The 22,923-nt window shown below is 64.6% G+C and carries 21 protein-coding genes; 10 read left to right on the top strand and 11 right to left on the bottom strand.

Annotated features, from left to right (window positions below):
* Positions 1 to 22: 22 nt before the first annotated feature.
* The 3 genes from lspA to GOQ09_RS06465 all read right to left on the bottom strand — a co-directional run bounded on the left by lspA (position 23) and on the right by GOQ09_RS06465 (position 4,543).
* Positions 23 to 535 (bottom strand): signal peptidase II, encoded by a 513-nt coding sequence (gene lspA, locus GOQ09_RS06455; RefSeq protein WP_157612688.1) that lies wholly within the window; start codon positions 533 to 535, stop codon positions 23 to 25.
* Positions 535 to 3,384, bottom strand: a complete 2,850-nt coding sequence (gene ileS, locus GOQ09_RS06460) for an isoleucine--tRNA ligase (protein ID WP_157612689.1) — start codon at positions 3,382 to 3,384, stop codon at positions 535 to 537. The genes lspA and ileS overlap by 1 nt, the downstream gene beginning before the upstream one ends.
* Positions 3,385 to 3,505: 121 nt before the next feature.
* The gene (locus GOQ09_RS06465) at positions 3,506 to 4,543 is read right to left on the bottom strand and encodes a bifunctional riboflavin kinase/FAD synthetase (RefSeq protein ID WP_157612690.1); all 1,038 of its coding nucleotides are present in this window, start codon (positions 4,541 to 4,543) and stop codon (positions 3,506 to 3,508) included.
* 166 nt (positions 4,544 to 4,709) lie between these two features.
* On the opposite strand from GOQ09_RS06465, the gene GOQ09_RS06470 reads away from it, so the two are divergent.
* Positions 4,710 to 5,270 (top strand): HNH endonuclease, encoded by a 561-nt coding sequence (locus tag GOQ09_RS06470; RefSeq protein ID WP_157612691.1) that lies wholly within the window; start codon positions 4,710 to 4,712, stop codon positions 5,268 to 5,270.
* 8 nt (positions 5,271 to 5,278) lie between these two features.
* Here GOQ09_RS06470 and GOQ09_RS06475 read toward each other — a convergent pair whose 3' ends face one another.
* The 4 genes from GOQ09_RS06475 to GOQ09_RS06490 all read right to left on the bottom strand — a co-directional run bounded on the left by GOQ09_RS06475 (position 5,279) and on the right by GOQ09_RS06490 (position 9,825).
* A complete protein-coding gene (locus tag GOQ09_RS06475; RefSeq protein WP_157612692.1) occupies positions 5,279 to 6,070 on the bottom strand; it encodes an enoyl-CoA hydratase in 792 nt (263 codons plus the stop codon).
* A gap of 11 nt (positions 6,071 to 6,081) precedes the next feature.
* Complete coding sequence (locus GOQ09_RS06480; protein WP_157612693.1) at positions 6,082 to 7,434, bottom strand: alpha/beta fold hydrolase; 1,353 nt, start codon at positions 7,432 to 7,434, stop codon at positions 6,082 to 6,084.
* Positions 7,435 to 7,515: 81 nt separating this feature from the next.
* Positions 7,516 to 8,631 carry an acyl-CoA dehydrogenase family protein gene (locus GOQ09_RS06485; protein WP_157612694.1) on the bottom strand — a complete coding sequence of 372 codons (1,116 nt, stop codon included), beginning with the start codon at positions 8,629 to 8,631 and terminating at the stop codon, positions 7,516 to 7,518.
* Between the two features lie 12 nt (positions 8,632 to 8,643).
* Entirely contained in the window at positions 8,644 to 9,825 is a 1,182-nt protein-coding gene (locus tag GOQ09_RS06490; protein WP_157612695.1) for an acyl-CoA dehydrogenase family protein, read from the bottom strand.
* A gap of 154 nt (positions 9,826 to 9,979) precedes the next feature.
* Between GOQ09_RS06490 and purN the strand changes: the two genes are divergently transcribed.
* Positions 9,980 to 10,576 carry a phosphoribosylglycinamide formyltransferase gene (purN, locus tag GOQ09_RS06495; protein WP_157612696.1) on the top strand — a complete coding sequence of 199 codons (597 nt, stop codon included), beginning with the start codon at positions 9,980 to 9,982 and terminating at the stop codon, positions 10,574 to 10,576.
* Between the two features lie 82 nt (positions 10,577 to 10,658).
* Entirely contained in the window at positions 10,659 to 10,937 is a 279-nt protein-coding gene (locus GOQ09_RS06500) for an I78 family peptidase inhibitor (RefSeq protein WP_242631019.1), read from the top strand.
* A 25-nt stretch (positions 10,938 to 10,962) separates the two neighbouring features.
* Here GOQ09_RS06500 and GOQ09_RS06505 read toward each other — a convergent pair whose 3' ends face one another.
* The gene (locus tag GOQ09_RS06505; RefSeq protein WP_126745643.1) at positions 10,963 to 11,196 is read right to left on the bottom strand and encodes a DUF1653 domain-containing protein; all 234 of its coding nucleotides are present in this window, start codon (positions 11,194 to 11,196) and stop codon (positions 10,963 to 10,965) included.
* Between the two features lie 45 nt (positions 11,197 to 11,241).
* Between GOQ09_RS06505 and GOQ09_RS06510 the strand changes: the two genes are divergently transcribed.
* The 3 genes from GOQ09_RS06510 to GOQ09_RS06520 all read left to right on the top strand — a co-directional run bounded on the left by GOQ09_RS06510 (position 11,242) and on the right by GOQ09_RS06520 (position 15,742).
* Positions 11,242 to 13,095 (top strand): M48 family metallopeptidase, encoded by a 1,854-nt coding sequence (locus GOQ09_RS06510; RefSeq protein ID WP_157612698.1) that lies wholly within the window; start codon positions 11,242 to 11,244, stop codon positions 13,093 to 13,095.
* A 28-nt stretch (positions 13,096 to 13,123) separates the two neighbouring features.
* A complete protein-coding gene (locus tag GOQ09_RS06515; protein ID WP_157612699.1) occupies positions 13,124 to 14,395 on the top strand; it encodes an RsmB/NOP family class I SAM-dependent RNA methyltransferase in 1,272 nt (423 codons plus the stop codon).
* 132 nt (positions 14,396 to 14,527) lie between these two features.
* Positions 14,528 to 15,742, top strand: coding sequence for a DesA family fatty acid desaturase (locus GOQ09_RS06520; RefSeq protein WP_157612700.1), 1,215 nt, complete (start codon positions 14,528 to 14,530; stop codon positions 15,740 to 15,742).
* Positions 15,743 to 15,904: 162 nt separating this feature from the next.
* On the opposite strand, the gene rpmG is transcribed toward GOQ09_RS06520, so the two are convergent.
* From rpmG to trxB, 3 genes are all read right to left on the bottom strand, one after another.
* Complete coding sequence (gene rpmG / locus GOQ09_RS06525) at positions 15,905 to 16,078, bottom strand: 50S ribosomal protein L33 (RefSeq protein WP_007830291.1); 174 nt, start codon at positions 16,076 to 16,078, stop codon at positions 15,905 to 15,907.
* An 11-nt stretch (positions 16,079 to 16,089) separates the two neighbouring features.
* Positions 16,090 to 16,323, bottom strand: a complete 234-nt coding sequence (gene rpmB / locus GOQ09_RS06530; RefSeq protein ID WP_007830293.1) for a 50S ribosomal protein L28 — start codon at positions 16,321 to 16,323, stop codon at positions 16,090 to 16,092.
* Between the two features lie 182 nt (positions 16,324 to 16,505).
* Positions 16,506 to 17,465: a thioredoxin-disulfide reductase gene (trxB, locus tag GOQ09_RS06535; protein ID WP_157612701.1), complete on the bottom strand. Its 960-nt coding sequence runs from the start codon at positions 17,463 to 17,465 to the stop codon at positions 16,506 to 16,508.
* A gap of 182 nt (positions 17,466 to 17,647) precedes the next feature.
* Here trxB and GOQ09_RS06540 point away from each other — a divergent pair, with 182 nt between their 5' ends.
* From GOQ09_RS06540 to GOQ09_RS06555, 4 genes are all read left to right on the top strand, one after another.
* Entirely contained in the window at positions 17,648 to 18,322 is a 675-nt protein-coding gene (locus tag GOQ09_RS06540) for a Crp/Fnr family transcriptional regulator (protein WP_126745648.1), read from the top strand.
* Between the two features lie 91 nt (positions 18,323 to 18,413).
* Positions 18,414 to 20,816 (top strand): DNA translocase FtsK, encoded by a 2,403-nt coding sequence (locus tag GOQ09_RS06545; protein WP_157612702.1) that lies wholly within the window; start codon positions 18,414 to 18,416, stop codon positions 20,814 to 20,816.
* A gap of 154 nt (positions 20,817 to 20,970) precedes the next feature.
* On the top strand, positions 20,971 to 21,603 hold the full coding sequence (gene lolA, locus GOQ09_RS06550; protein WP_157612703.1) for an outer membrane lipoprotein chaperone LolA: 633 nt from the start codon (positions 20,971 to 20,973) through the stop codon (positions 21,601 to 21,603).
* 22 nt (positions 21,604 to 21,625) lie between these two features.
* Complete coding sequence (locus GOQ09_RS06555; protein ID WP_157612704.1) at positions 21,626 to 22,918, top strand: replication-associated recombination protein A; 1,293 nt, start codon at positions 21,626 to 21,628, stop codon at positions 22,916 to 22,918.
* Positions 22,919 to 22,923 lie beyond the last annotated feature (5 nt).

Below are 22,923 nucleotides of genomic sequence, written 5' to 3' on the forward strand. Positions count from 1 at the left end.
GAAGGCCCCTTGAGAAACTGGCTTACTTCCCGCGCCGAACCCGCCGGATTTCGTCCACGATCAGGCAGATGGCCCCCAGCGTGATCGCACTGTCCGCCGCGTTGAAGGCCGGAAAGTACCAGTTCCCCGCGTGAAAGCTCAGGAAGTCGACCACGTACCCGTGCATCATCCGGTCGATCACGTTGCCGATGGCGCCGCCCAGAATGCAGGCCATCGCGAACGAAAACAGCTTCTGTCCCGCGTGCGATTTCAGCATCCACACGATGAACACCGCGGCCGCCAGGCCAATGGCCGTGAAGAACCAGCGCTGCCAACCCGAATGGTCGGCCAGGAACGAGAACGCGGCGCCCGTGTTGTGCGCGCGAACCACGTTGAAGAAGCTCGTCACGTAGGTGGCATCACCGAGCTTGTAGTAGCCCAGGATCAGCGTCTTGGTGAACTGGTCGATGATCAAAATGATGGCCGCCAGGGCGAGCCATGGCCAGATGCTGCCGCTGCGCGAACGCGATGCCGACATGGAACGTGCGGCCGCCATCAGGCAAAGCTCCGTGCTTCGCCGGCGCCGAACAGGTTGCTGGTGCAACGGCCGCAGATCGTCGGATGCGCCGGGTCGTGGCCCACGTCGTCGCGGTAGTGCCAGCAGCGATCGCATTTCTGCGCGCTGCTCGGCGTTACCGTCGTCGAAAGCGCTTCGCCCGCGGCGATTGCGATGGCCGAGGTGATGAAGACGAATTTCAGGTCATCGCCCAGCGAGCCCAGCAGCGCGAAGTCGTCGGCCGGCGCGGTGAGCTGCAGGTTGGCCTGCAGCGACGAACCGACCTTGCCTTCGGCGCGCACTGCCTCGATGTCCTTGTTGGCCACGTCGCGGATCTCGCGGATGCGGCCCCACTTGGCGAGCAGCGCTTCGTCGGGCGCGGCAAACTTGCTGAACGTCTGCGCAAAGATCGACTCGCCCGGCTTGCCCGTGCTCACGAACTTCCACGCCTCTTCGGCCGTGAAGCTCAGGAACGGCGCCATCCAGCGCAGCATGGCTTGCGAGATGTGCCAGAGCGCGGTCTGCGCACTGCGGCGCGCGAGCGAGCCGGGTGCGGTCGTGTAGAGCCGGTCTTTCAGGATGTCGAGGTAGAAGCCGCCCAGGTCTTCCGAGCAGTAGATCTGCAGCTTGGCCACGACCGGGTGGAACTCGTACACCTTGTAGTGGGCGAGGATCTCGGCCTGGAACTGCGAAGCCCGCGCAAGCGCATAGCGGTCGATCTCGAACAGCTCCTCCAGCGGCACCGCGTCCTTGGCGATGTCGAAGTCGCTGGTGTTCGCCAGCAAGAAGCGCAGCGTGTTGCGGATGCGGCGGTACGAGTCGACCACGCGCGCCAGGATTTTGTCGTCGCCCGCGATGTCGCCCGAATAGTCACTCGCGGCCACCCAGAGGCGGATGATTTCCGCGCCCAGCTTGCTGCTGATTTCCTGCGGGTCGATGCCGTTCTTGAGCGACTTGCTCATCTTGATGCCCTTGGCATCCACAGTGAAGCCGTGCGTGAGCAGGCCGCGGTACGGCGCGCGGTCTTCCAGCGCACAGGCGATCAAAAGCGACGAGTGGAACCAGCCGCGGTGCTGGTCGTGGCCTTCGAGGTACAGGTCGGCTTCAGGGCCCGCAGCGTGGTGCACGTTGGGGTGCGTGCCGCGCAGCACGTGATAGAAGGTCGAGCCCGAGTCGAACCACACCTCGAGGATGTCGGTGCTCTTGGTGTAGTGCGGCGCGTCTTCGGCGCCGAGGATTTCTTCGACGGTGACGCGGCTCCAGGCCTCGATGCCGCCTTTCTCGACGATGCCGGCGGCCTGGTCGAGGATTTCCATCGTGCGCGGATGCAGCTCGCCCGAATCCTTGTGCAGGAAGAACGGGATCGGCACGCCCCAGCTGCGCTGGCGGCTGATGCACCAGTCGGGCCGGTTGGCGATCATGTCGTGCAGGCGCGCCTTGCCGTTCTCCGGATAGAAGCTCGTCTTCTCGATGGCTTCGAGGGCGGTCTGGCGCAGCGTCTTGGGCGCCTTGTCCTTGGTGAACACGCCTTCGCCTTCGTCCATGCGCACGAACCACTGCGCCGCGGCACGGTAGATCACCGGCGTCTTGTGGCGCCAGCAGTGCGGGTAGCTGTGCGTGATGGTCTCGGTGGTGAGCAGGCGGTTGGCGTCGCGCAGCGCGGCGATGATCACCGGCACGGCCTTCCAGATGTTCTGGCCGCCGAACAGCGGAAAATCGAGCGCGTAGCTGCCGTTGCCCTGCACCGGGTTCAGGATGTCGTCGTACGCCACGCCATGGGCGATGCAGGAGTTGAAGTCGTCCACGCCGTAGGCAGGCGAGGAGTGCACGAGGCCGGTGCCGTCGGTGGCAGTGGCGTAGTCGGCCAGGTACACCGGCGACAGGCGCTTGTAGCCGGCGTCCACGTCGTACAGCGGGTGCTCGAATTCGAGCCCGCCGAGCTTCTCGCCCTTGACCGTGGCCAGCACCTTGCCGTCCAGCGCATAGCGCGTCATGCACATCTCGACCAGCGAGTTGGCGAGGATGAGCAGGCCGCGCTCGGTGTCGACCAGCGAGTACTCGATCTCCGGGTTCAGGTTGATCGCCTGGTTGGCCGGGATGGTCCACGCGGTGGTGGTCCAGATCACGGCAAAGATGTCGCCCAGGATCGTGTGGTCGGTCTCGAAGGCCTTGAGCACCTTCTCGCGATCGTGCGCCTTGAACGCCACGTCGATGGTCTGGCTCTTCTTGTCGGCGTATTCGATTTCGAACTCGGCGAGCGACGAGCCGCAGTCGAAGCACCAGTACACCGGCTTCAGGCCGCGGTAGACAAAGCCGCGCTCGATCACGCGCTTGAATGCGCGCAGTTCGCCGGCTTCGTTCGCGAAATCCATCGTCTTGTAGGGATGGTCCCATTCGCCCAGCACGCCCAGGCGCTGGAAGTCGGCCATTTGCTGCGCGATCTGTTCCGTGGCGTAGGCGCGGCTCTTGGCCTGCATTTCGTCGCGGCTCAGGTTGCGGCCGTACTGCTTTTCGATGGCGTTCTCGATCGGCAGGCCATGGCAGTCCCAGCCGGGCACGTAGAGCGCGTCGTAGCCTTCGAGCTGGCGCGCCTTGGTGATCATGTCCTTCAGGATCTTGTTCACCGCGTGGCCCATGTGGATCTGGCCGTTGGCGTAGGGCGGGCCGTCGTGAAGGATGAACTTGGGCGCGCCGTGGCGGGCGTCGCGCAGGCGGTGGTAGCGGCCTTCGTCGTTCCATTCCTTCACCCAGCCCGGTTCGCGCTTGGGCAGGTCGCCGCGCATCGGGAAGGGGGTGTCGGGCAGGTTCAGCGTGGAACGGTAGTCGGTGGTGGAAGCGGCGTCAGACATGTTGGGGTGCGAAACAGAGGGGCTTCGACAGGCTCAGCCCGAACTGCATTGAGCGGTCGGTGCGGAAGAAAAGCCGTTCGCCCTGAGCTTGTCGAAGGGCGGCAGCACGGTGCGTGCAGGGCTAAATTCGATCGCGTGTCGTCTGGCGATGGGTTTCGGCGTGGGTCGACGCAAAGAACGCGCGTGCGTCGCGCCCATCCTTCGCGATGCCCGCAGTGAGGGCCTCGAGGCTGGTATAGCGCAATTCGTCGTGCAGTTTGTGCAGGAGTTCCACGCGAACGATTTTACCGTAGGCACCTTCGGCACCCAGATGCGAGGGCCACTCCAGGCAATGCGTCTCCAGCAAAACGCGGCCGGCGTTGACGTCGTTGGCGTCGAGCGAGGGGCGCACGCCCAGATTGGCCACGCCGGGCAGGGGCTGGTCGGCCAGCCCATGCACCAGCACCGCGAAGATGCCGCTCGCGGCCGGCTTCCAGTGCTTGAAGCGCAGGTTGAGGGTGCGAAAACCGTCGTCCTTGCCGGGTTCGGAGGCGCCCAGCGCGCGGCCGAGCTTGCGGCCGTGAACCACGTGCCCCGAGATCGTGTAGGGCCGGCCGAGCAGGTGATGGGCTTCGGCCATGCGGCCCTCGGCCAGCGCCTCGCGCACGGCCGAGCTGGAAACGCGCAGGCCGTGCACCTCGTAGCTGTTCATGCGCGCCACGTCGAAGCCATGGGCCTCGCCGGCCGCGTCGAGCATGGCGTAGTCGCCTGCCCGCTTGGCGCCGAAGCGGAAGTCGTCGCCCACCAGCACATAGCGCGCGCCAAGGCCGTCGATCAGCACGTTCTGGATGAAGTCGTCAGGCGACTGGGACGCCAGCCGGCCGTCGAAAGGCAGCACGACCGTCTGCGCCACGCCGCAGGCCGCAAGCTCGGTGAGCTTGTCGCGCAGCGTGCCGATGCGCGCCGGCGCCAGGTCGGGTTTTTTGGTGATGGCAGCGAAATAGTCGCGCGGGTGCGGCTCGAACGTGAGCACGCAGCTGGGCAGCCCGCGATGGCGCGCCTCGGTCTGCAGCAGTGCCAGCATGGCCTGGTGGCCACGGTGCACGCCGTCGAAATTGCCTATGGTGAGGGCGCAGGCCGGAGCCACGCCCGGGTGCCGGAAGCCGCGGAAAACCTGCATTGGTGAGTATCTTTTTGATAGCGCCTTTTGCCCGTCAATTGGGCGAATCAGGCCGTTTTGTCACAAAGCCGGTATATTGTGACTCAGTGCGTCGCCTGAAGTGATCTCCGGCGCGCTCCGTGTCCCTGGTCTTTCCGTGATTCTTCCCTTTTTGAGGAGGCGTGTGGTGAAGGTCTTGAAGCTGTCGGCCCAAGGGCTGCCCCAGTCATGGATATCGCTCGAACAGGCGGTCATCCACTATGCGGCGGACGAAGTTCGCTGGGAGGTGGGCGCGCAGGTGGCTGTGTTCCGTGGCGGCCACAACGCCATCACGGGCGAGCAGTCGCAGATTGCGATCAACAGCATCATCGGCACCAAAGGCGTGCCGCGCATCAACCCATTCACCCAGCGCCCGGGGCTCACCAATAGCAAGCTCTTTGCACGCGACCGCAATATCTGCGCCTATTGCGGCGGGCATTTCCACGAAGACGAACTCACGCGCGAGCACATCATCCCGTTCGCGCAAAAGGGCATCGACACCTGGATGAACGTGGTCACCGCCTGCAAGCCGTGCAACCACCGCAAGAGCAGCCGCACGCCGGAGCAGGCCAACATGCCGCTCCTGTATGCGCCCTATGTACCCAGCCTCTGGGAAGATTTCATTCTGCGAAACCGCCGCATCCTGGCGGACCAGATGGAATTTCTTATGGCGCACCTGCCGCAGAGCTCGCGGCTTCACGACAGCTAGCCTGCGGCTCAGCGTTTCCAGCCGGGAGGGCGTTTCTCGATGAAGGCCTGAACGCCTTCGAGCGCGCTCTCGTCCATCATGTTGCAGGCCATGGTCTGGCTGGCGTCGGCCAGCGCGGCCTCGATGCCGGTTTCGAGCTGCCGGTAGAACAGGGCCTTGCCCAGCGCGAGCGCCGTTCGCGGCTTGGCGACAATGCTGGCGACCAGCGCCTCGACCTCGGCGTCGAGGTCGCTAGGCGGGGCGACCCGGTTGACCAGGCCCTTTTCGCGGGCGTCCTCTGCACTGATGAACTCACCGGTGACGAGCATCTCGAAAGCCTCCTTGCGCCCGAGGTTGCGTGACAGCGTGACGCTCGGCGTGGAACAGAACAGCCCCACGTTCACCCCGCTGACCGCAAAGCGCGCCTCGCTGGAAGCCACCGCCAGGTCGCACACTGCCACCAGCTGGCAGCCCGCGGCGGTCGCGATGCCGTGCACGCGCGCAATCACGGGCACGGATAGCCGCTGGATCGACAGCATCATCGCGCCGCAGCGCTCGAAGAGCTGCTGGTAGTAACCGAGCGACGGCTCCGCGCGCATTTCCTTCAGGTCATGGCCCGCGCAGAAGGCCTTGCCCGCTGCGGCAATGACGACCGCGCGCACGTTCTCGTCCGCCGCGATGTCTGCAATGGCTTGCTCGAGCGCGCCGAGCATGCCCTCCGAAAGCGCGTTGAACGAGGCCGGGCGGTTCAGCGTCAGCGTGACCACGCCGCGCGCATCGCGTGTCTTCAGTACAAAAGGGGAGGAAGCCGCGTCGTTCATGCTGTTGGCCCTCAGTAAGTCAGTTCGAGCACCGTCACGTGCTGCTGTGCCGCGGGCCAGGTCAGGCCCGTGATGCGCTCGCCGTTGAATTCACCGGTCACGGCGCGCTGAGGTTCCGCCGCGGCAACGCGCAACCGGGAGCTCGACACGCCCGAGCCCTTGGGCGGCACGCCGGGCGGCGGGCTCTGGCCGTCGAAGCGCATGGTGTCGCGCTGCGCATCGAAATACCCGCGAGGGCGCGTGAAGACGACGACTGCGCTGGCATTCGCGTCGGCCGTGACGAGGCGTTCGGGGCGCAGGTTCACCACGCTGCTGCTGCGCGGAAACGCACTGCGGTAGATGTGGGTGATGCCGTAGCCCGGCGCGCTGAGGACGAATTCGTAGGCCGTGTCGCCGCGGGCGCTGAAGGGGCCCCAGCGGCCGTCCGCACCGATGTTCTTGCTGTGCACGGCGGCGCCGCGGCGCGCGCCCGTGGCGGGATCGACCGCGTAGACCGTGACCTGGCCGCCGTTCAGCGAAAGGTTTTCCGCACCGATGGCACGGCCGTCGAGCACGACATTCGTTTCCGCTGCAATGGCCGTACTGCGCGGCGGCTCACCCGTCAGGAACTGCCAGGTCGCGGCAAAGGCGGCAGGGGAGAACGAAGTCTCGCGATGGTCCACGCGCGGCAGCACCACGTTGGTCGCGCCCTTGAGCGCCGGCCCGTCGAAGCCGATGTTGGTCGGCTGGCCTGGCACGCCGATCCACAGCCCATCGGGCTGCGCATACTTGTCGTTGTTGTCGGAGCGGAGGGTGAGCCATTTCACGCCCGGCGTGACCTCTTCGCCGTTCGGCCCCTTGGGCGAGTTGAGCTGCTGCATGAAGGCCGACAGGCCCGAGAACTCATTGTTCTCGCGGAAGCCCTTTACCGCCCAGATGCCGTGCGCCGGATTGCCGCCCAGCACCACATGGCTCACCACGGCGGAGCCGCCGCCGTTCTGCACGTAATTGCGAATGGTGTTGCCGCCGCGTGAATTGCCGAGCAGCACCACCTTGCTGGCGCCCGTGGCCTTCAGCACCTTCTCGACCTCGGCCTTCAGGAAGGCCGCCGAATCGGCGGTCGAGCTGCGGCCCGGCTGCGCCACGGTGTCGTCGTCGCGCGCCAGAGGGTAGGGCTGGTCGACAGCAAAAAGCCGGTTGCGCGGCCAGCCGTTCGATTCGAAGCGCCAGATCGTGGTTTGCCAGAGCGCGGCGGAATCGCCATTGCCGTGCATGAAGACGATCGGCGGACGTTCGCTGAACGAAGGCGAGGGTGCGGTGGCGCAAGCGGTCAGCATGGCGGTCGATGCGAGCCCGAGGGCAAGAAGAGTGCGGCGTGATGGCATGTTTTGTTCCTGGCTGGTTCCAAGTAAAAACGCCCGCCGGCGCAAGGCGGGCGGGCGTTGGATGCTATGGGAAAAACATCGTCAGGCGAAGACGCCCGCGGTGTCCTGCATGCGGGCCGACACTTCGCCCAGGTGGTGCAGCGTGTCGCCGAAAGTCATTTCAAGCTGCGTGAGCTTGCGGAAATAGTGGCTGCCGATGTATTCGTCCGTCACGCCGATGCCGCCGTGCAGCTGCACCGAGTTGGCTGCCACGAAGCGCATCGACACGCCCAGCTGGTACTTGGCGCGGGCCAACGCCTGGCGCCGTTCGTCGGCCGGCGCGTTGAGCTTGAGCGTGGCGTAGTAGCTCATCGAGCGTGCGAGCTCGAGCTGCATCTTCATGTCGGCCACGCGGTGGCGCAGCGCCTGGAAGGTGGAGATGACTACGCCGAACTGCTTGCGCTGGTTCATGTAGTCGATCGTGAGGGCCACGGTCTTGTCCATGACGCCGACCGCTTCGGCGCAGGTGGCTGCAATGCCCACGTCAACCGCGTACTCGAGCGCAGGCAGTCCGTCCGCGGTGATCAGCGTGGCGTCTGCCTTGTCGAACACGACTTCGGCCGCGCGGCTGCCGTCCTGCGTGCCGTAGCCGCGTGCCTCGACACCGCTGGCGCTGCGCTCGACCAGGAAGAGGGCGATCTTGCCGTCGGCCTGTGCGGGCACGATATAGGCGTCGGCTTCGTCGCCCACGGGCACCACGCTCTTGGCGCCGGTCAGCGACCAGCCGTCGCCTGCCTTCGTAGCCTTGGCTTCGCACACATCCAGCCGGTAGCGCGCCTTGCGCTCCTGATAAGCCAGCACCACGATGGCCTGGCCGCCCGCAAGGCGCGGCAGCCAGTTGTCCTTGACGTCGGCACCGGCGTAGCCGCTGAGCACGGCGCCCGCAATCAGCGTCTGCGCGAAGGGCTCCAGCACGATGCCGCGGCCAAGCTCTTCCATCACCACCATGCCGGCCACGGGGCCCATGCCCAGGCCGCCGTCGTCTTCGGCGATGTAGAGGCCGCCCAGGCCGAGCTCGGCCAGTTCGTCCCAGGCTTCACGCGAGAAGCCGCCTTTTGCCTCGATGCCGCGGCGGCGTTCGAAGTCGTAGCCCTTGTCGACCCACTTGCGCACGGCGTCGCGCAGTTGTTCCTGGTCGTCAGAAAAATTGAAGTCCATGTTCTTGTCTCCTCAGCCCAGAACCGTCTGCGCGACGATGTTGCGTTGCACTTCGTTGGAGCCGCCGTAGATGGTGGTCTTGCGCATGTTGAAGAAGGTCGATGCGAGCGGCGCAAGCGCCGGGTTGCCGCCCGGGAAGTCGCCCTGCCAGCCCGCTTCCATGGCTTCGCGGACGAGGGGCAGCGAATACGAGCCGCCGGCCAGCATCATCAGTTCGCTGTAGCGCTGCTGGATTTCGCTGCCGCGGATCTTGAGCAGGCCCGCGACGTCCAGCGAGTTCTTGCCCGAGGTGGCGGCCGAGAGCACGCGCAGCACCATCATCTCGAGCGCGACGATGTCGACTTCGAGCTTGGCGATCTCGTCGCGGAAGCGCAGGTTGTCGTACACGCCTTCGCTCTTGGCAATGCGCTTCAGGCGCTCGAGCTCGCGCTTGGCGCGGTTCACGTCGGCAATGTTGGTGCGCTCGTGCGAGAGCAGGTGCTTGGCGTAGGTCCAGCCCTTGTTCTCTTCGCCGATCAGGTTCTCGGCCGGCACTTCGACGTTGTCGAAGAACACCTCGTTCACTTCATGGCTGCCGTCGAGCAGCTTGATCGGGCGCACCGTGACGCCGGGCGACTTCATGTCGAGCAGCAAGAAGCTGATGCCGGTTTGCGGCTTGCCTTCGTTGCTGGTGCGCACGAGGTTGAACATCCAGTCGCCGTACTGGCCGAGCGTGGTCCAGGTCTTCTGGCCGTTGACGATGTATTTATCGCCTTTGCGCTCGGCCTTGGTCTTGACCGAAGCCAGGTCGGAGCCCGAACCGGGTTCGCTGTAGCCCTGGCTCCACCAGACTTCGCCGCTCGCGATGCCGGGCAAAAAGCGCTTCTGCTGCTCGGCATTGCCGAAAGCCATGATCACCGGAGCCACCATCACCGGGCCGAACGGCACGATGCGCGGCGCACCGGCCAGGGCGGTTTCTTCCTCGAACAGGTGGCGCTGGATGGCGGTCCAGCCGGGGCCGCCGAATTCCTTCGGCCAGCCGTAGCCCAGCCAACCCTTCTTGCCGAGGATCTTGGCCCAGCCTTGCAGATCGTCGCGCGTCAGCTCGAGCGCGTTGTGCACCTTGTGCGAAATCTCCTTGGGGAGGTTGTCCCTGACCCATGCGCGAATTTCTTCGCGGAACTTCTGTTCTTCGGGCGTGAAGCTCAAATCCATGCGTGCCTCGCTGTGTTGATCGGTCCGCCGCCATCGCGCCGATGGCGGTGTGTCTCCGGAACTTCTAGTTTTAGCACGGTCGTGCTGTGAATCGGTGTCCGCGCGGCGACAAGTTCAGGGCGGCCCGAGCCGAGCACAGATAATCCCGCGTCCCATGAAGAACATCGTGATCCTTATTTCCGGCGGCGGCTCCAACATGGCGGCCATCGTGCGCGCCGCCGAGCGCGACCACTGGGCCGAGCGCTTTGGCGCCCGCATTGCCGCGGTGGTCAGCAACAAGCCCGAGGCGGGCGGGCTTGCGATTGCCGCCACGCACGGCATCGCAACCGCCGTGGTCCCGCACAAGGAATTTCCGACGCGCGAAGCTTTCGACGAAGCATTGGCCAAGGTGGTCGATGCGCACGCGCCGGCGCTCGTGGTGCTGGCGGGCTTCATGCGCATCCTGACGCCGGGCTTTGTGGGCCGCTACGCCGGGCGCCTGATCAACATCCATCCGTCGCTGCTGCCTGCGTTTCCGGGGCTGCACACCCACCAGCGCGCCATCGACGCGGGTTGCAAAGTGGCTGGAGTTACCGTGCACCAGGTAACCACGGAGCTCGACCATGGGCCGATCCTGGCGCAGGCGGTGGTGCCCGTGCTACCGGACGACACGGCCGCCACGCTGGCCGGCCGCGTGCTCGCACAGGAACATCAGTTGTATCCGCGCGCCATTGCGGGATGGCTTGCAGATACATCAGGTCACATTCGTTAAACTTGTTTATATTCGCGGGTTTTCGGGAGAAGACAAGTTGAAAACCCAATCACTACTGTTCATCGTTGCCGGCGCTGTCTTGATGACAGCTTGTGCCACGCAAGGCTCAGCCCCCGCGGCGACCCCCGCTGCAACTGCTCCGGCACCCGAGCCGGTGTTCCAGTGCAATGCCGATGGCGCGCGCTTCGCCGTCGGCCAGCCGCTTTCGCCCCAACTCGAAGCCGCGGCCCGCGTTCGCGCCGGTGCGGGCACGGTGCGGGCTCTGAAGCCGGGTGAGGTGGTCACGATGGAACTCAACGGCGGACGCCTCAACCTCGATGTGGACGCCCGCGGCCGCGTGACGGACGTTCGCTGCGGCTGAGCGCCGTCGATGAAGACGTAGCGCTCTAGACAGGGGTGAAGCGCAATTGGCGAACACCGTCGATCTCCACGGTTTCACCGAACATCGCGGCGGGCCGAACCCACAACCCCTTGGCGCCGTATAGGGCCCGGTACAGCGTCATCGGCTCCAGCGTTTCGCTGTGGCGCACGGTGCCCAGCACGTCGTATTCACCGCCCTTGTAGTGGCGATAACGGCCGGGCGGCGTCTCTATCAGGGGTGGCAGGTCGTTGTCGTTCACGGTCTTGCTTCTTTCAAACTGTAGGGTCGGTTGGGGGAAAGTCGGATGGATCGCGCTGATTTTGTTCACCTTGTCCGCCTGAGCGAGCATGCCAGCGCTGACGACAGTGCCCGCTACCGGCGCAGCGTTGCGGCGTTTGCCGCACTCGGCTATCTCTGGGTGCTGGCCTGCCTGGCACTTTCCGTCGGCATCATCGCCTGGGTTGCGCTGTCGGCCGGACAGGGACGCTTCAGTTTCGGGCGCGGCTGGCTGGCTCTGTTTGCGTTGGGCCTGCTCTGGGCCACGCTGCGCGCGCTCTGGGTGCGGTTCGACGAACCCGAGGGGCGGGAGCTTTCGCGCGCGGATGCGCCGGCGCTGTTCGAGGCGCTCGACCGCATACGCAAGAAGATCAAGGGCCCGCCGGTTCACCGCGTTTACCTGGACGACGAATTCAACGCCAGCATCCGGCAGGTGCCGCGTTTCGGACTGTTTGGTGGCGCGGTCAATTCCCTCAGCATCGGGCTGCCGTTGCTCATGATGCTGGACCGGCGGCGGCTGCTGTCGGTGCTTGCGCATGAGTACGGACACCTGCGCGGCAACCACGGCAAGCTCAGCGCCTGGATCTACCGCACGCGGCTGTCGTGGCTCAAGCTCGACGCCAGCCTCCAGCGCGACGAAGGCGTGATGGCACTGGTGTCGCAGAGCTTTTTCCGCTGGTACTTTCCGCGTTTTGCGGCTCGCACTTTCGCGCTCGCGCGACAAGACGAGTACGAGGCCGACCGCATTTCGGGCCGGCTCCTGGGCACGACCGTCGCCGCGGCCGCGCTGACGGAAATTGCCATCAAGGCGAGCTGGTATGCCGATGAGTTCTGGGCTTCGCACTGGGCCCGTGCCGAAAGGGAGCCTCAGCCGCCGGGCCCTTTCAAGGCGCTGAAGGAGCTTGCTGCAACGCCGCCCAGCGACGAATTCGCGCGCCGTGCGTTGCGCGAGGCCATGCGGCGCGTCAGCGATCTCGAAGACACCCATCCGGTCTTGCGCGACCGGCTCGAAGCGCTCGGCCAGAAGGCCGTGGTGCCGCCCTGGTCGGCCGAGCCGGCGCTGGGCATGCTGGCCGACAGTACCAAATGGATCGCGCATTTCGACAGCCAGTGGCGCCGCAACCATGCGAGCGACTGGAAGCAGCACCATGCGCACCGGTCCCGCATCCGGGAGCGCGTCGAGCTTCTTGCGGCGCGGGGCGAGCGCAATACGCCTGACGAACTCGTCGAATGGGCCGATTCCGAGCGGCGGCTCGATCCGGCGGCGCCGGTGCGGGTTCGGTACGAACGCGCGCTTCAGGTCTCGCCCGAGCATGCCGGCGCCTTGCGGGGGCTGTCCCAGATGCTCCCCGTGCGCGATCGCGCAGCACGCCTTGCCGTGCTCGAGCGCTTGCATGGATCCAGTGCCGCCAGCCGATGGTGGGCCGCAAAAAGCGCCGTGGCCGCACTCGAGAACCCCGATGCCGGCCCTCACGACGAAGAAGCACTCAAGCTGTGGCGCGGCCGCCTCAAGGAGGCGGAAGAAGCCGAGGCTCGGGCCTGGGAGGAGATCACCGAAACGCCCTTCTTCAGCCAGATCGCACGGCATGACCTGAGCGACTATGAACTGGGCGAGTTGCAGGCGGACCTGGCGCGGTGCCTTCCCATTTCGCGCGCCTGGCTGGTGCGCAAGACGCTGCGCGAGTTTCCGTGGCGCCGTGCCTACATCGTGTTCGTCGACTTGCCGGGCATGGACGACGAAGACCGCTGGCAGCTTTGCCGCCACCTCGAGCACACCTTGAGCCTGCCGGGGGCAGCGCTGGTTCTGTGGGCTGGGCATTCGCCCACGCTGGCCGATATCGAACGGCAGGCTTTCGGGCCGATCTGGACGCGCGGGGCGTAGGGGGCCGTCCGGCTGAGACAATCGGGGCATGCACCCCAAAGCCCTGTTGGAGGCCACCGCCGATCTGGTCGGCCTTGTCCTGAAATTCGATCACCCGGCCGACCAGGTCGTTTCGCGCTTTTTTCGCGACCACCGCGAGTTCGGCCCCCGCGAGCGCGCCACCCTTGCCGAGACGGTCTACACCGTATTGCGCAAGAAGCTCCTGTTCGACCACCTGTCGCCCTCGGGCACCGGTTCGAAGGAGCGCCGCATGGCGATCCTGGGCTTTCATGGCCCACGCGATTTTCTGAAAAGCGCGCTCAACGACACCGAAAAGCGCTGGCTCGACAACTGCGATGCGGTCAAGCCCGAAGACCTGCTGGAACGCCATCGCCACAACCTGCCCGAGTGGCTGGTCGCGCCGCTCAAGGCGCAGCTCGGTGACGGCTTCTGGCCGCTGGTCGAAAGCCTGCAGCAGCCCGCGCCGCTCGATCTTCGAGTCAATGCGCTCACCGACAAGCGGGCGGAAGTCAAGGCGGAGCTTGCCAAGGCTGCTATCAAATCCAAAGTAACGCCGTTCTCGCCATGGGGCTTGCGGATCGACGGCAAGCCGGCGCTGACCAAGCTGGACGCATTCGCCCGAGGCGCCGTCGAGGTGCAGGACGAGGGTTCCCAGTTGCTGGCCCTGTTGCTGGACGCCAAGCGGGGCGAAATGGTGGTCGATTTCTGCGCCGGCGCAGGCGGCAAGACGCTCGCAATTGGCGCCACGATGCGCAACACCGGCCGGCTCTATGCCTTCGACACGTCGGCGCACCGGCTCGATGCGCTCAAGCCACGGCTGGCGCGCAGCAAGCTCTCGAATGTTCATCCGGCAGCCATCGCGCACGAGCGCGATGACCGCATCAAGCGCCTGGCCGGCAAGATCGACCGGGTGTTGGTCGACGCCCCGTGTTCGGGCCTGGGAACGCTGCGGCGCAATCCCGACCTGAAATGGCGCCAATCGGCCAAGTCGGTCGAGGAACTGACGGTCAAGCAGGCGGCCATCCTCCAGAGCGCGGCACGCCTCCTGAAATCAGGCGGGCGTCTCATTTATGCCACCTGCAGCGTGCTGCCGGAGGAAAACGAGGCCATTGCCGAGGCTTTCGGCGCCGCCAACCCCGATTTCGTGCCCCAGGACGCCGCGGAACTGCTGCAGGGCCTGAAGGTGGAGGGTTTCGAGGCCCTTTGCGCGGGTGGCGAGGACGGACGCCGCTACCTGCGGCTATGGCCCCACCGCCACGCCACGGACGGTTTCTTTGCGGCGGTGTGGAACCGCAAATAGGCTCGGCACTCCAAAGTAGGGTAAATCTGCGCTATTAAGGAAGGGTAAAAGGCCTCATTTTGGCCTTGCCACCTTAAAATCGTGGGTTAACTGAAGGCTGCACCTTCGTGTGGCCATGGAGTACTTAATTCAATGTTGATTCCTGACTCTGCCGTTTTGAGCGCGGCCCTCCAGTGGCTCGGTCACGGCTTGTGGGACCTGACATGGTGGCAGATCGTGTTGTACACGCTCGTCACCACGCACATCACGATCGCCGCGGTCACCATCTTCCTGCACCGTACGCAAACGCACCGGGCAATGGATCTGGGGCCGATCCCCTCGCATTTCTTCCGTTTCTGGCTCTGGCTGGGTACCGGCATGGTCACCAAGGAATGGGTCGCCATTCACCGCAAGCACCACGCCAAGTGCGAATCCGAGGAAGATCCGCACAGCCCGCAGGTCAAGGGCATCGACGAAGTGCTCTGGCGCGGCGCCGAGCTGTATCGCGCCGAGTCGAAGAACAAGGAAACGATGGACCGCTACGGTCACGGCACGCCCGATGACTGGATCGAGCGCAACCTGTACACCCGCTACAGCTGGCAAGGCGTGGGCCTCATGCTGGTCATCAACCTGGCGCTCTTCGGCGCGCTGGGCCTGACCGTCTGGGCCGTGCAGATGCTGTGGATTCCCATCACCGCCGCCGGCATCATCAACGGCATCGGCCACTACTGGGGCTACCGCAACTTCGAGGCGCCCGACGCCAGCCGCAATGTCTCGCCCTGGGGCTTGATCATTGGCGGCGAAGAGCTGCACAACAACCACCACACGTATCCCACGTCGGCCAAGTTTTCGGTCAAGAAGTACGAATTCGACATCGGCTGGGTCTACATCCAGATGATGCAGGCGATCGGCTGGGCCAAGGTCAAGAAGGTGCCGCCGAAGATGCAGATGGGCGACATCCAGCCCGTGGCCAACGAAAAGACGCTCGAGGCCGTCATTGCGAACCGCTACGAAGTCATGGCCGGCTACGCCCGCGAAATGCGCCGCGTGACCAAGGCCGAGCTGATTGCGCTCAAGACCAAGGGCGGAGACATCTCGGTGCTCAAGGCGGCCAAGAACTGGCTGCATCGCGACGACGACAAGGTGCCGGCATCGGCCCGCACGCACTTGGTGCAGGCGCGTGCTGCCCACCCGGTGATCGACAAGATGGTCACGATGCGCGAAGAGCTGCGCCAGCTCTGGCTCAACACTTCGCAATCGCGCGAGCAACTGGCTGCCGACCTGGCCGCCTGGTGCCATCGCGCAGAAGCCAGCGGCATTGCCGGCCTGCGCGAGTTCTCTACGCGTCTGCGCGCAGCACGGGCCTGATCGATCAAAAGAGGCGGGGAAACGCGCTCCTTATAAAAGCCGGCTCCGAGCCGGCTTTTTTACGCCCGGTCTTTGCGCCGAGGGGAGGGGAAGAAGGGGGCAACAAAAAACCCCGCTGGGCAAGCCCGGCGGGGTTTTTGTTTGGGTGGAACCAGTGCTGAATTACTTCAGCTTGATTTCCTTGTATTCGACGTGCTTGCGCGCCTTGGGGTCGAACTTCATGATCGACATCTTTTCAGGCATCGTCTTCTTGTTCTTGCTGGTCGTGTAGAAGTGGCCGGTACCCGCGGTGGATTCCAGCTTGATCTTTTCGCGTCCGCCTTTGCTCGTTGCCATGATTCAGCTCCTTAAGCTTGGCCGCGTGCACGCAGGTCTGCGAGCACGGCGTCGATGCCGTTCTTGTCGATCAGGCGCAACGCGGCGCTCGAAACACGCAGGCGAACCCAACGGTTTTCAGTTTCGACCCAGAAACGGCGGTATTGCAGGTTCGGCAGGAACCGGCGCTTGGTTTTGTTGTTGGCGTGGGAAACATTGTTTCCGACCATCGGGCCTTTGCCCGTTACGTCGCATACGCGTGCCATGAGGACACTCTTTCTTGAACAGCTGGCACCGGCGCAACCGTGGAGATTGCAGGTGTTTTGCAGCTTGACCTCGCCAGAAACGGGTGGCGGTACCCCGGCTTGCCGGAACGCTGATGGCCACCACAAGGGCGGCCTCATTTCGGCAAAGCCTTGGATTATAGCCCTTTTGGCGCAGCCCGGGTCTAGAGTGTGCCGTCCTGCTCCAGGAAGCGCTGGGCGTCCAGCGCGGCCATGCAGCCGGTGCCCGCGCTCGTGATGGCCTGGCGGTACACGTTGTCCTGCACGTCGCCGGCGGCAAAAACGCCGGGAATGCTGGTCATCGTGGCGAAACCCTGCAGGCCGGAGCGGGTCAGGATGTAGTTGTCCTTCATTTCCAGCTGCCCCTGAAAAATGTCGGTATTGGGGTGGTGCCCGATGGCGATGAAGCAGCCCTTGAGGTCGATCTGCTCGGTTTCACCGGTCTGGGTGTTCTTGATCCGGATGCCTGTTACGCCGGTGTCGTCGCCCAGCACCTGGTCGAGTTCGTTGTGCAGTTTCAGCACGATCTTGCCTTCGGCCACCTTCTCCTTGACCTTGTCGATCAGGATGGGCTCTGCGCGGAATTTGTCGCGGCGATGAACCAGCGTGACCTTGTTTGCGATGTTGGCGAGGTACAGCGCTTCCTCGACGGCCGTATTGCCGCCGCCGATCACGCAGACTTCCTGTTCGCGGTAGAAGAATCCGTCGCAGGTTGCGCAGGCCGAAACGCCGCGGCCCATGAATTTCTGTTCCGAATCGAGCCCCAGATACTTGGCAGAAGCACCCGTGGCAATGATCAAAGAATCACAGGTGTAAATGCCGCTGTCGCCCGTCAATGTAAAAGGACGCTTGCTTAGATCAACTTTGTTAATGTGATCGAAAACAATTTGTGTCTTGAAGCGCTCCGCGTGTTCAAGAAAACGCTGCATCAGCTCGGGGCCTTGCACGCCATGCACGTCGGCTGGCCAATTGTCGACTTCGGTGGTTGTCATCAATTGTCCGCCTTGGGCAATGCCGGTAATCAGCAGAGGCTGGAGGTTCGCGCGTGCTGCATAAACAGCGGCGGTATAGCCGGCGGGGCCGGAGCCCAGAATCAAAACCTTGGCGTGTTGGGGTGCGGACATGAGTAGAAAACCTAGGATTTGCGCTGCTTCAGCGTGTACATTTTCAGGGTGGTAGCGATATATGTGGAGTATCACCGCTCGGTTCAACACCGGGTGCACGGTGTTTTCAATGCGCGCGATTGTAGTAATCCATCGGCTTGCCGGCGGACGGGCTCCCCACGCGCCGTATCAGGGATTGATAAATGTCGATGCTGTCCAATCTTGAATTGCTGCGGCGCGTTCCGCTCTTTGCTTCGCTGACGTCCTCTCAGTCGTCAAGCATCGCGGATGCGATCGTCAAGAAGCGTCTCAAGCGAGCGGAAATCATTGTGGAGCAGGGCAAGAAGTCCGATGCGCTCTACATCATTCTGACCGGGCGGGCGCGCGTCACCAGCGCCGACAGCCGCGGCCGCGAGGTGATTCTTGCGACGCTGCACCCGGGCGACTACATCGGCGAAATGAGCCTGATCGACGACGAGCCGCATTCGGCCACGGTGCGCACCGAAATCCAGTGCGACGTGCTCATGCTTGGCCGCGACGCGTTTGCACGCTGCCTGCCCGAAAACTCCTCCATGGCCTACAACATCATGCGCGGGCTCGTGCAGCGCCTGCGCCATGCCGACCGCAAGATCGAGTCGCTTGCGCTCATGGATGTGTATGGCCGGGTTGCACGCTCGCTGCTCGAGTTCGCCATTGACGACGGCGCGGGCAACCTCAAGGTGCGCGACAAGATTTCCCGCCAGGACCTTGCGAAAATGGTCGGCGCCTCGCGTGAGATGGTGAGCCGCGTGATGAAGGATCTGGAGGAGCGCGGATTTGTGCAGACGCAGGACGATGGCTCCATGCTCGTCAAGGAACGGCTCCTGTCGCTGACCTGAGTCGTCACCTACGCTCCTGGCGGCCACGTGCTTTTGTTGTAGTGTTCAGGCCTCCAGCCGCCGCTTCCGAGCGCTGGGTGCTGTGTTTCTCATGACCTATTCGCTCAATACGCTTCAATCTTCTTCGGCCGCCGAGGGGCAACCGGTGCGCGTTCGCGCCATGCGCTTCGCTCACGAAATCACGTTGATCGCGGGATTTGCCGCATTGCTGTTCTGGCTGCTCGCCATGCTGAGCTTCACGCCTTCGGACGCAGCCTGGTCGACCTCCGGCACCGGAGGGGAAATCAAGAATTGGGCGGGCCGCATCGGCGCATGGCTGGCCGACGGCAGCTATTTCCTGGCGGGCTATTCCGTCTGGTGGTGCCTGGCCGCAGGGCTTCGGGCCTGGCTGTCTTCTCTGGCCAACTGGCTGCGCGGCGGCGAGGCCGCGCCTGCCGAGCAGCCGGTGCGCGGCCGCTTCAACCGCAGCCGGCTGGCGTTCTGGTTCGGCCTTGTGTTGCTGCTTTGCGCAAGCACCACGCTCGAGTGGTCGCGCCTGTACCGGCTCGAATCGTATTTGCCGGGTTCAGGCGGCGGCGCGCTCGGCTACCTGGTCGGGCCCGCCAGCGTGCGCTGGCTCGGCTTTACGGGCTCGGCTCTGGTGGCCATTGCCGCCGGCGTGATCGGCTCGGCGCTGGTGTTCCGTTTCTCGTGGAGCCTGATTGCCGAGCGCATCGGCGCACGCGCCTACTCGCTGTTTGAATTGCGCCGCGAAAAGCGCGAACTGGCGGCCGACATTGCCATGGGCAAGCAGGCCGCCCGCGAACGCGCGGAAGCCGAGGAGCCCGTGTTCTCGCGTGAACCGGGCGGTGCCGTCGAACCGATGGGGCTCGATGACGACGAAGAGCTGCGCATCGAGCCTCGTCCCAAGCGGCGGGTGCCCTCTCCGCCGGTGCAGATCGAACCTGCGATGACCGAAGTGCCCAAGAGCGACCGCGTCGTCAAGGAGCGCCAGAAGCCGCTCTTCAAGGAACTGCCCGACAGCAAGCTGCCGCAGGTCGACCTGCTCGACGCTGCGCAGGCGCGCCAGGAAACGGTGTCTCCTGACACGCTGGAGATGACCTCGCGCATGATCGAGAAGAAGCTCAAGGACTTCGGTGTCGAGGTGCGGGTGGTGCTGGCCTCTCCGGGGCCCGTGATCACGCGCTACGAAATCGAGCCTGCCACCGGCGTCAAGGGCTCGCAGATCGTCGGCCTTGCCAAGGACCTTGCGCGCTCGCTCTCGCTGGTGTCTATCCGCGTGGTCGAAACCATTCCGGGCAAGAACTACATGGCGCTCGAGCTGCCGAACGCCAAGCGCCAGTCGATCAAGCTCAGCGAAATCCTCGGCTCGCAGGTCTACAACGAAGGCAAGTCCTTCCTGACCATGGGCCTGGGCAAGGACATCATCGGCAACCCGGTGGTGGCCGACCTTGCAAAGATGCCCCACGTGCTGGTGGCCGGTACCACCGGTTCGGGCAAGTCGGTGGGTATCAACGCCATGATCCTGTCGCTGCTCTACAAGGCCGAGGCGCGCGACGTGCGCCTGCTCATGATCGACCCGAAGATGCTCGAAATGTCGGTTTACGAAGGCATTCCGCACCTGCTGGCCCCCGTGGTCACCGACATGCGCCAGGCCGCGCACGGCCTGAACTGGTGCGTGGCCGAAATGGAGCGCCGCTACAAGCTCATGAGCAAACTGGGTGTGCGCAACCTGGCCGGCTACAACGCCAAGATCGACGAAGCCAAGGCGCGCGAAGAGTTCATCTACAACCCGTTCAGCCTCACGCCCGACGATCCCGAGCCGCTCAAGCGCGAGCCGCACATCGTCGTCGTGATCGACGAATTGGCCGACCTGATGATGGTGGTCGGCAAGAAGATCGAAGAGCTCATTGCCCGTCTCGCGCAAAAGGCGCGCGCCGCCGGCATCCACCTCATTCTTGCCACGCAGCGGCCCAGCGTCGATGTGATCACCGGCCTTATCAAGGCGAACATTCCGACCCGCATCGCGTTCCAGGTGTCGAGCAAGATCGACAGCCGCACCATCCTCGACCAGATGGGCGCCGAAGCGCTGCTCGGCATGGGCGACATGCTCTACATGCCCAGCGGCACCGGCTTGCCGATTCGCGTGCATGGCGCGTTCGTGAGCGACGAAGAAGTGCACCGCGTGGTGGCATACCTCAAGAGCCAGGGCGAGCCCGACTACATCGAAGGCGTGCTCGAAGGCGGCACGGTCGATGGCGACGGCGACATGCTGGGCGAGGGCGGCGACGCCGAGAAAGACCCGATGTACGACCAGGCCGTGGAGGTGGTGCTCAAGAATCGCAAGGCCAGCATTTCGCTGGTGCAGCGACACCTCAAGATCGGCTACAACCGCGCGGCGCGGCTGGTCGAAGACATGGAAAAGGCGGGCCTGGTCAGCGCCATGAGCGGCAGCGGGCAACGCGAAATCCTGGTGCCCGCACGCGCGGAATAACCGGCAAAACACCTGCGAGCCCAGGCGTCACGCGCCGACAGGCACGTTGCAAAAGCTGCAATAACGTTGCAAAACTTCATCAAACCCCGCACATGCCGCAATGCGTGGCGGCGTAAGGTCGCGTCAACGCCACTGCTTTTCCGAGGAATCCAAATTGAAATTTCGTCATTGGCTGTTGATCGGCCTTCTCTCATCCGCCAACGCCTGGGCCGGAGGCATGGAGAGCCTTGAAGCCTTCGTGAAGACGGTCAAGTCGGGCCGCGCCGAGTTCACCCAGACCGTTACCGCGCCGCCGCGCGAAGGGCAGCCGGGCCGCGTCAAGACATCGAACGGCACTTTCGAATTCCAGCGCCCCGGTAAATTCAAATTCGACTATCAGAAGCCGTTCGCCCAGGTCATCGTGGCCGACGGCAAGACGCTCTGGCTGTACGACGCCGACCTGAACCAGGTGACGCAGCGTGCGCAGTCGCAGGCGCTGGGCTCCACGCCAGCCGCTTTGATTGCCGCGGCACCCGACGTGCGCGCGCTGCAGGCCGATTTCACGCTTGAGGCCGCGCCCGAGCGCGATGGCCTGCAGTGGGTGAAGGCGACGCCCAAGAACAAGGACGGCCAGTTGCAGAATGTGCTGGTGGGTTTCCAGGGCGACTCCCTGGCGTCGCTCGAAATTCTCGACAGCTTTGGGCAGCGCTCGGTGCTCAAATTCAGCAAGGTCGAAGTGAACCCGGCGCTCAACGCCAATGTGTTCGAATTCAAGGCGCCGGCCGGTGCCGACGTCATCAAGCAATAGCAGATCAGACAGACAGGCAGGTTTGGCCACCAGTTCGCATCAACCCCTTGCCGAGCGCCTGCGTCCGAAGACGCTGGGCGAGGTGATCGGCCAGCAGCATCTGCTGGGGCCGGGCATGCCGCTGCGCATTGCGTTCGAATCGGGCCAGCCGCATTCCTGCATTCTCTGGGGGCCGCCCGGCACCGGCAAGACGACCATTGCGCGCCTCATGGCCGACGCCTTCGATGCGCAGTTCCTGAGCATCAGCGCCGTGCTCGGCGGCGTGAAAGACATCCGCGAGGCAGTCGAGCGCGCCACCGCGGCGCGCGACGGCCTTGAGCAGCAACGGACCATCGTCTTCGTCGACGAGGTGCACCGGTTCAACAAGAGCCAGCAGGACGCGTTCCTGCCGCATGTGGAGTCGGGGCTTTTCACCTTCATCGGCGCCACCACCGAAAACCCGTCGTTCGAGGTCAACTCGGCCCTGCTTTCGCGGGCGGCGGTGTATGTGCTGCAACCGCTCACGGAGGCCGATCTCAAGCAGATCGTGGCCAAGGCGCAGGCCATTCAGGCCGTGCCCGCCATCGAAGGCGCGGCCGTCGATCGGCTCGTCGCCTATGCCGACGGCGATGCGCGGCGCCTGCTCAACACGCTCGAAACGCTGGCCGTGGCGGCCAAGGCCGAGAAGCTCGACAACATCACCGACGAATGGCTGCTGCGCGTGCGCGGCGAGCGCATGCGGCGCTACGACAAGGGCGGCGAGCAGTTCTACGACACCATCAGCGCGCTGCACAAATCGGTACGCGGCAGCGACCCCGACGCCTCGCTCTACTGGTTCGTGCGCATGCTCGACGGCGGCGCCGACCCGCGCTACATGGCGCGGCGGCTGGTGCGCATGGCCAGCGAAGACATCGGGCTGGCCGATCCGCGCGCACTGCGGCTGGCGCTCGACGCGGCCGAGGTCTACGAGCGGCTCGGCACGCCGGAGGGCGAGCTGGCGCTGGCCGAGTGCGTGATCTACCTGGCCATGGCGCCCAAGTCCAACGCCGTGTACACCGCCTACAACGCCGTGCGCGCGCTCATCAAGAAGGACAGCACGCGCCCGGTGCCCATGCACCTGCGCAACGCCCCCACCAAGCTCATGAAGGAGCTCGACTACGGCAAGGGCTATCGCTACGCGCACGACGAGGAGGGCGGTTTTGCCGCCGGCGAGCGCTACCTGCCCGAAGGCCTAGAGGGCCAGGTTTTCTACCAGCCTGTGGAACGCGGCCTCGAGATCCGCATAGCAGAAAAATTGCGCGAACTTCGCCGCCTCAACAGCCAGCACGACGAGTAACCTGC

This window comes from Variovorax paradoxus, from assembly GCF_009755665.1.
GTDB classification, from domain to species: domain Bacteria; phylum Pseudomonadota; class Gammaproteobacteria; order Burkholderiales; family Burkholderiaceae_C; genus Variovorax; species Variovorax paradoxus_G.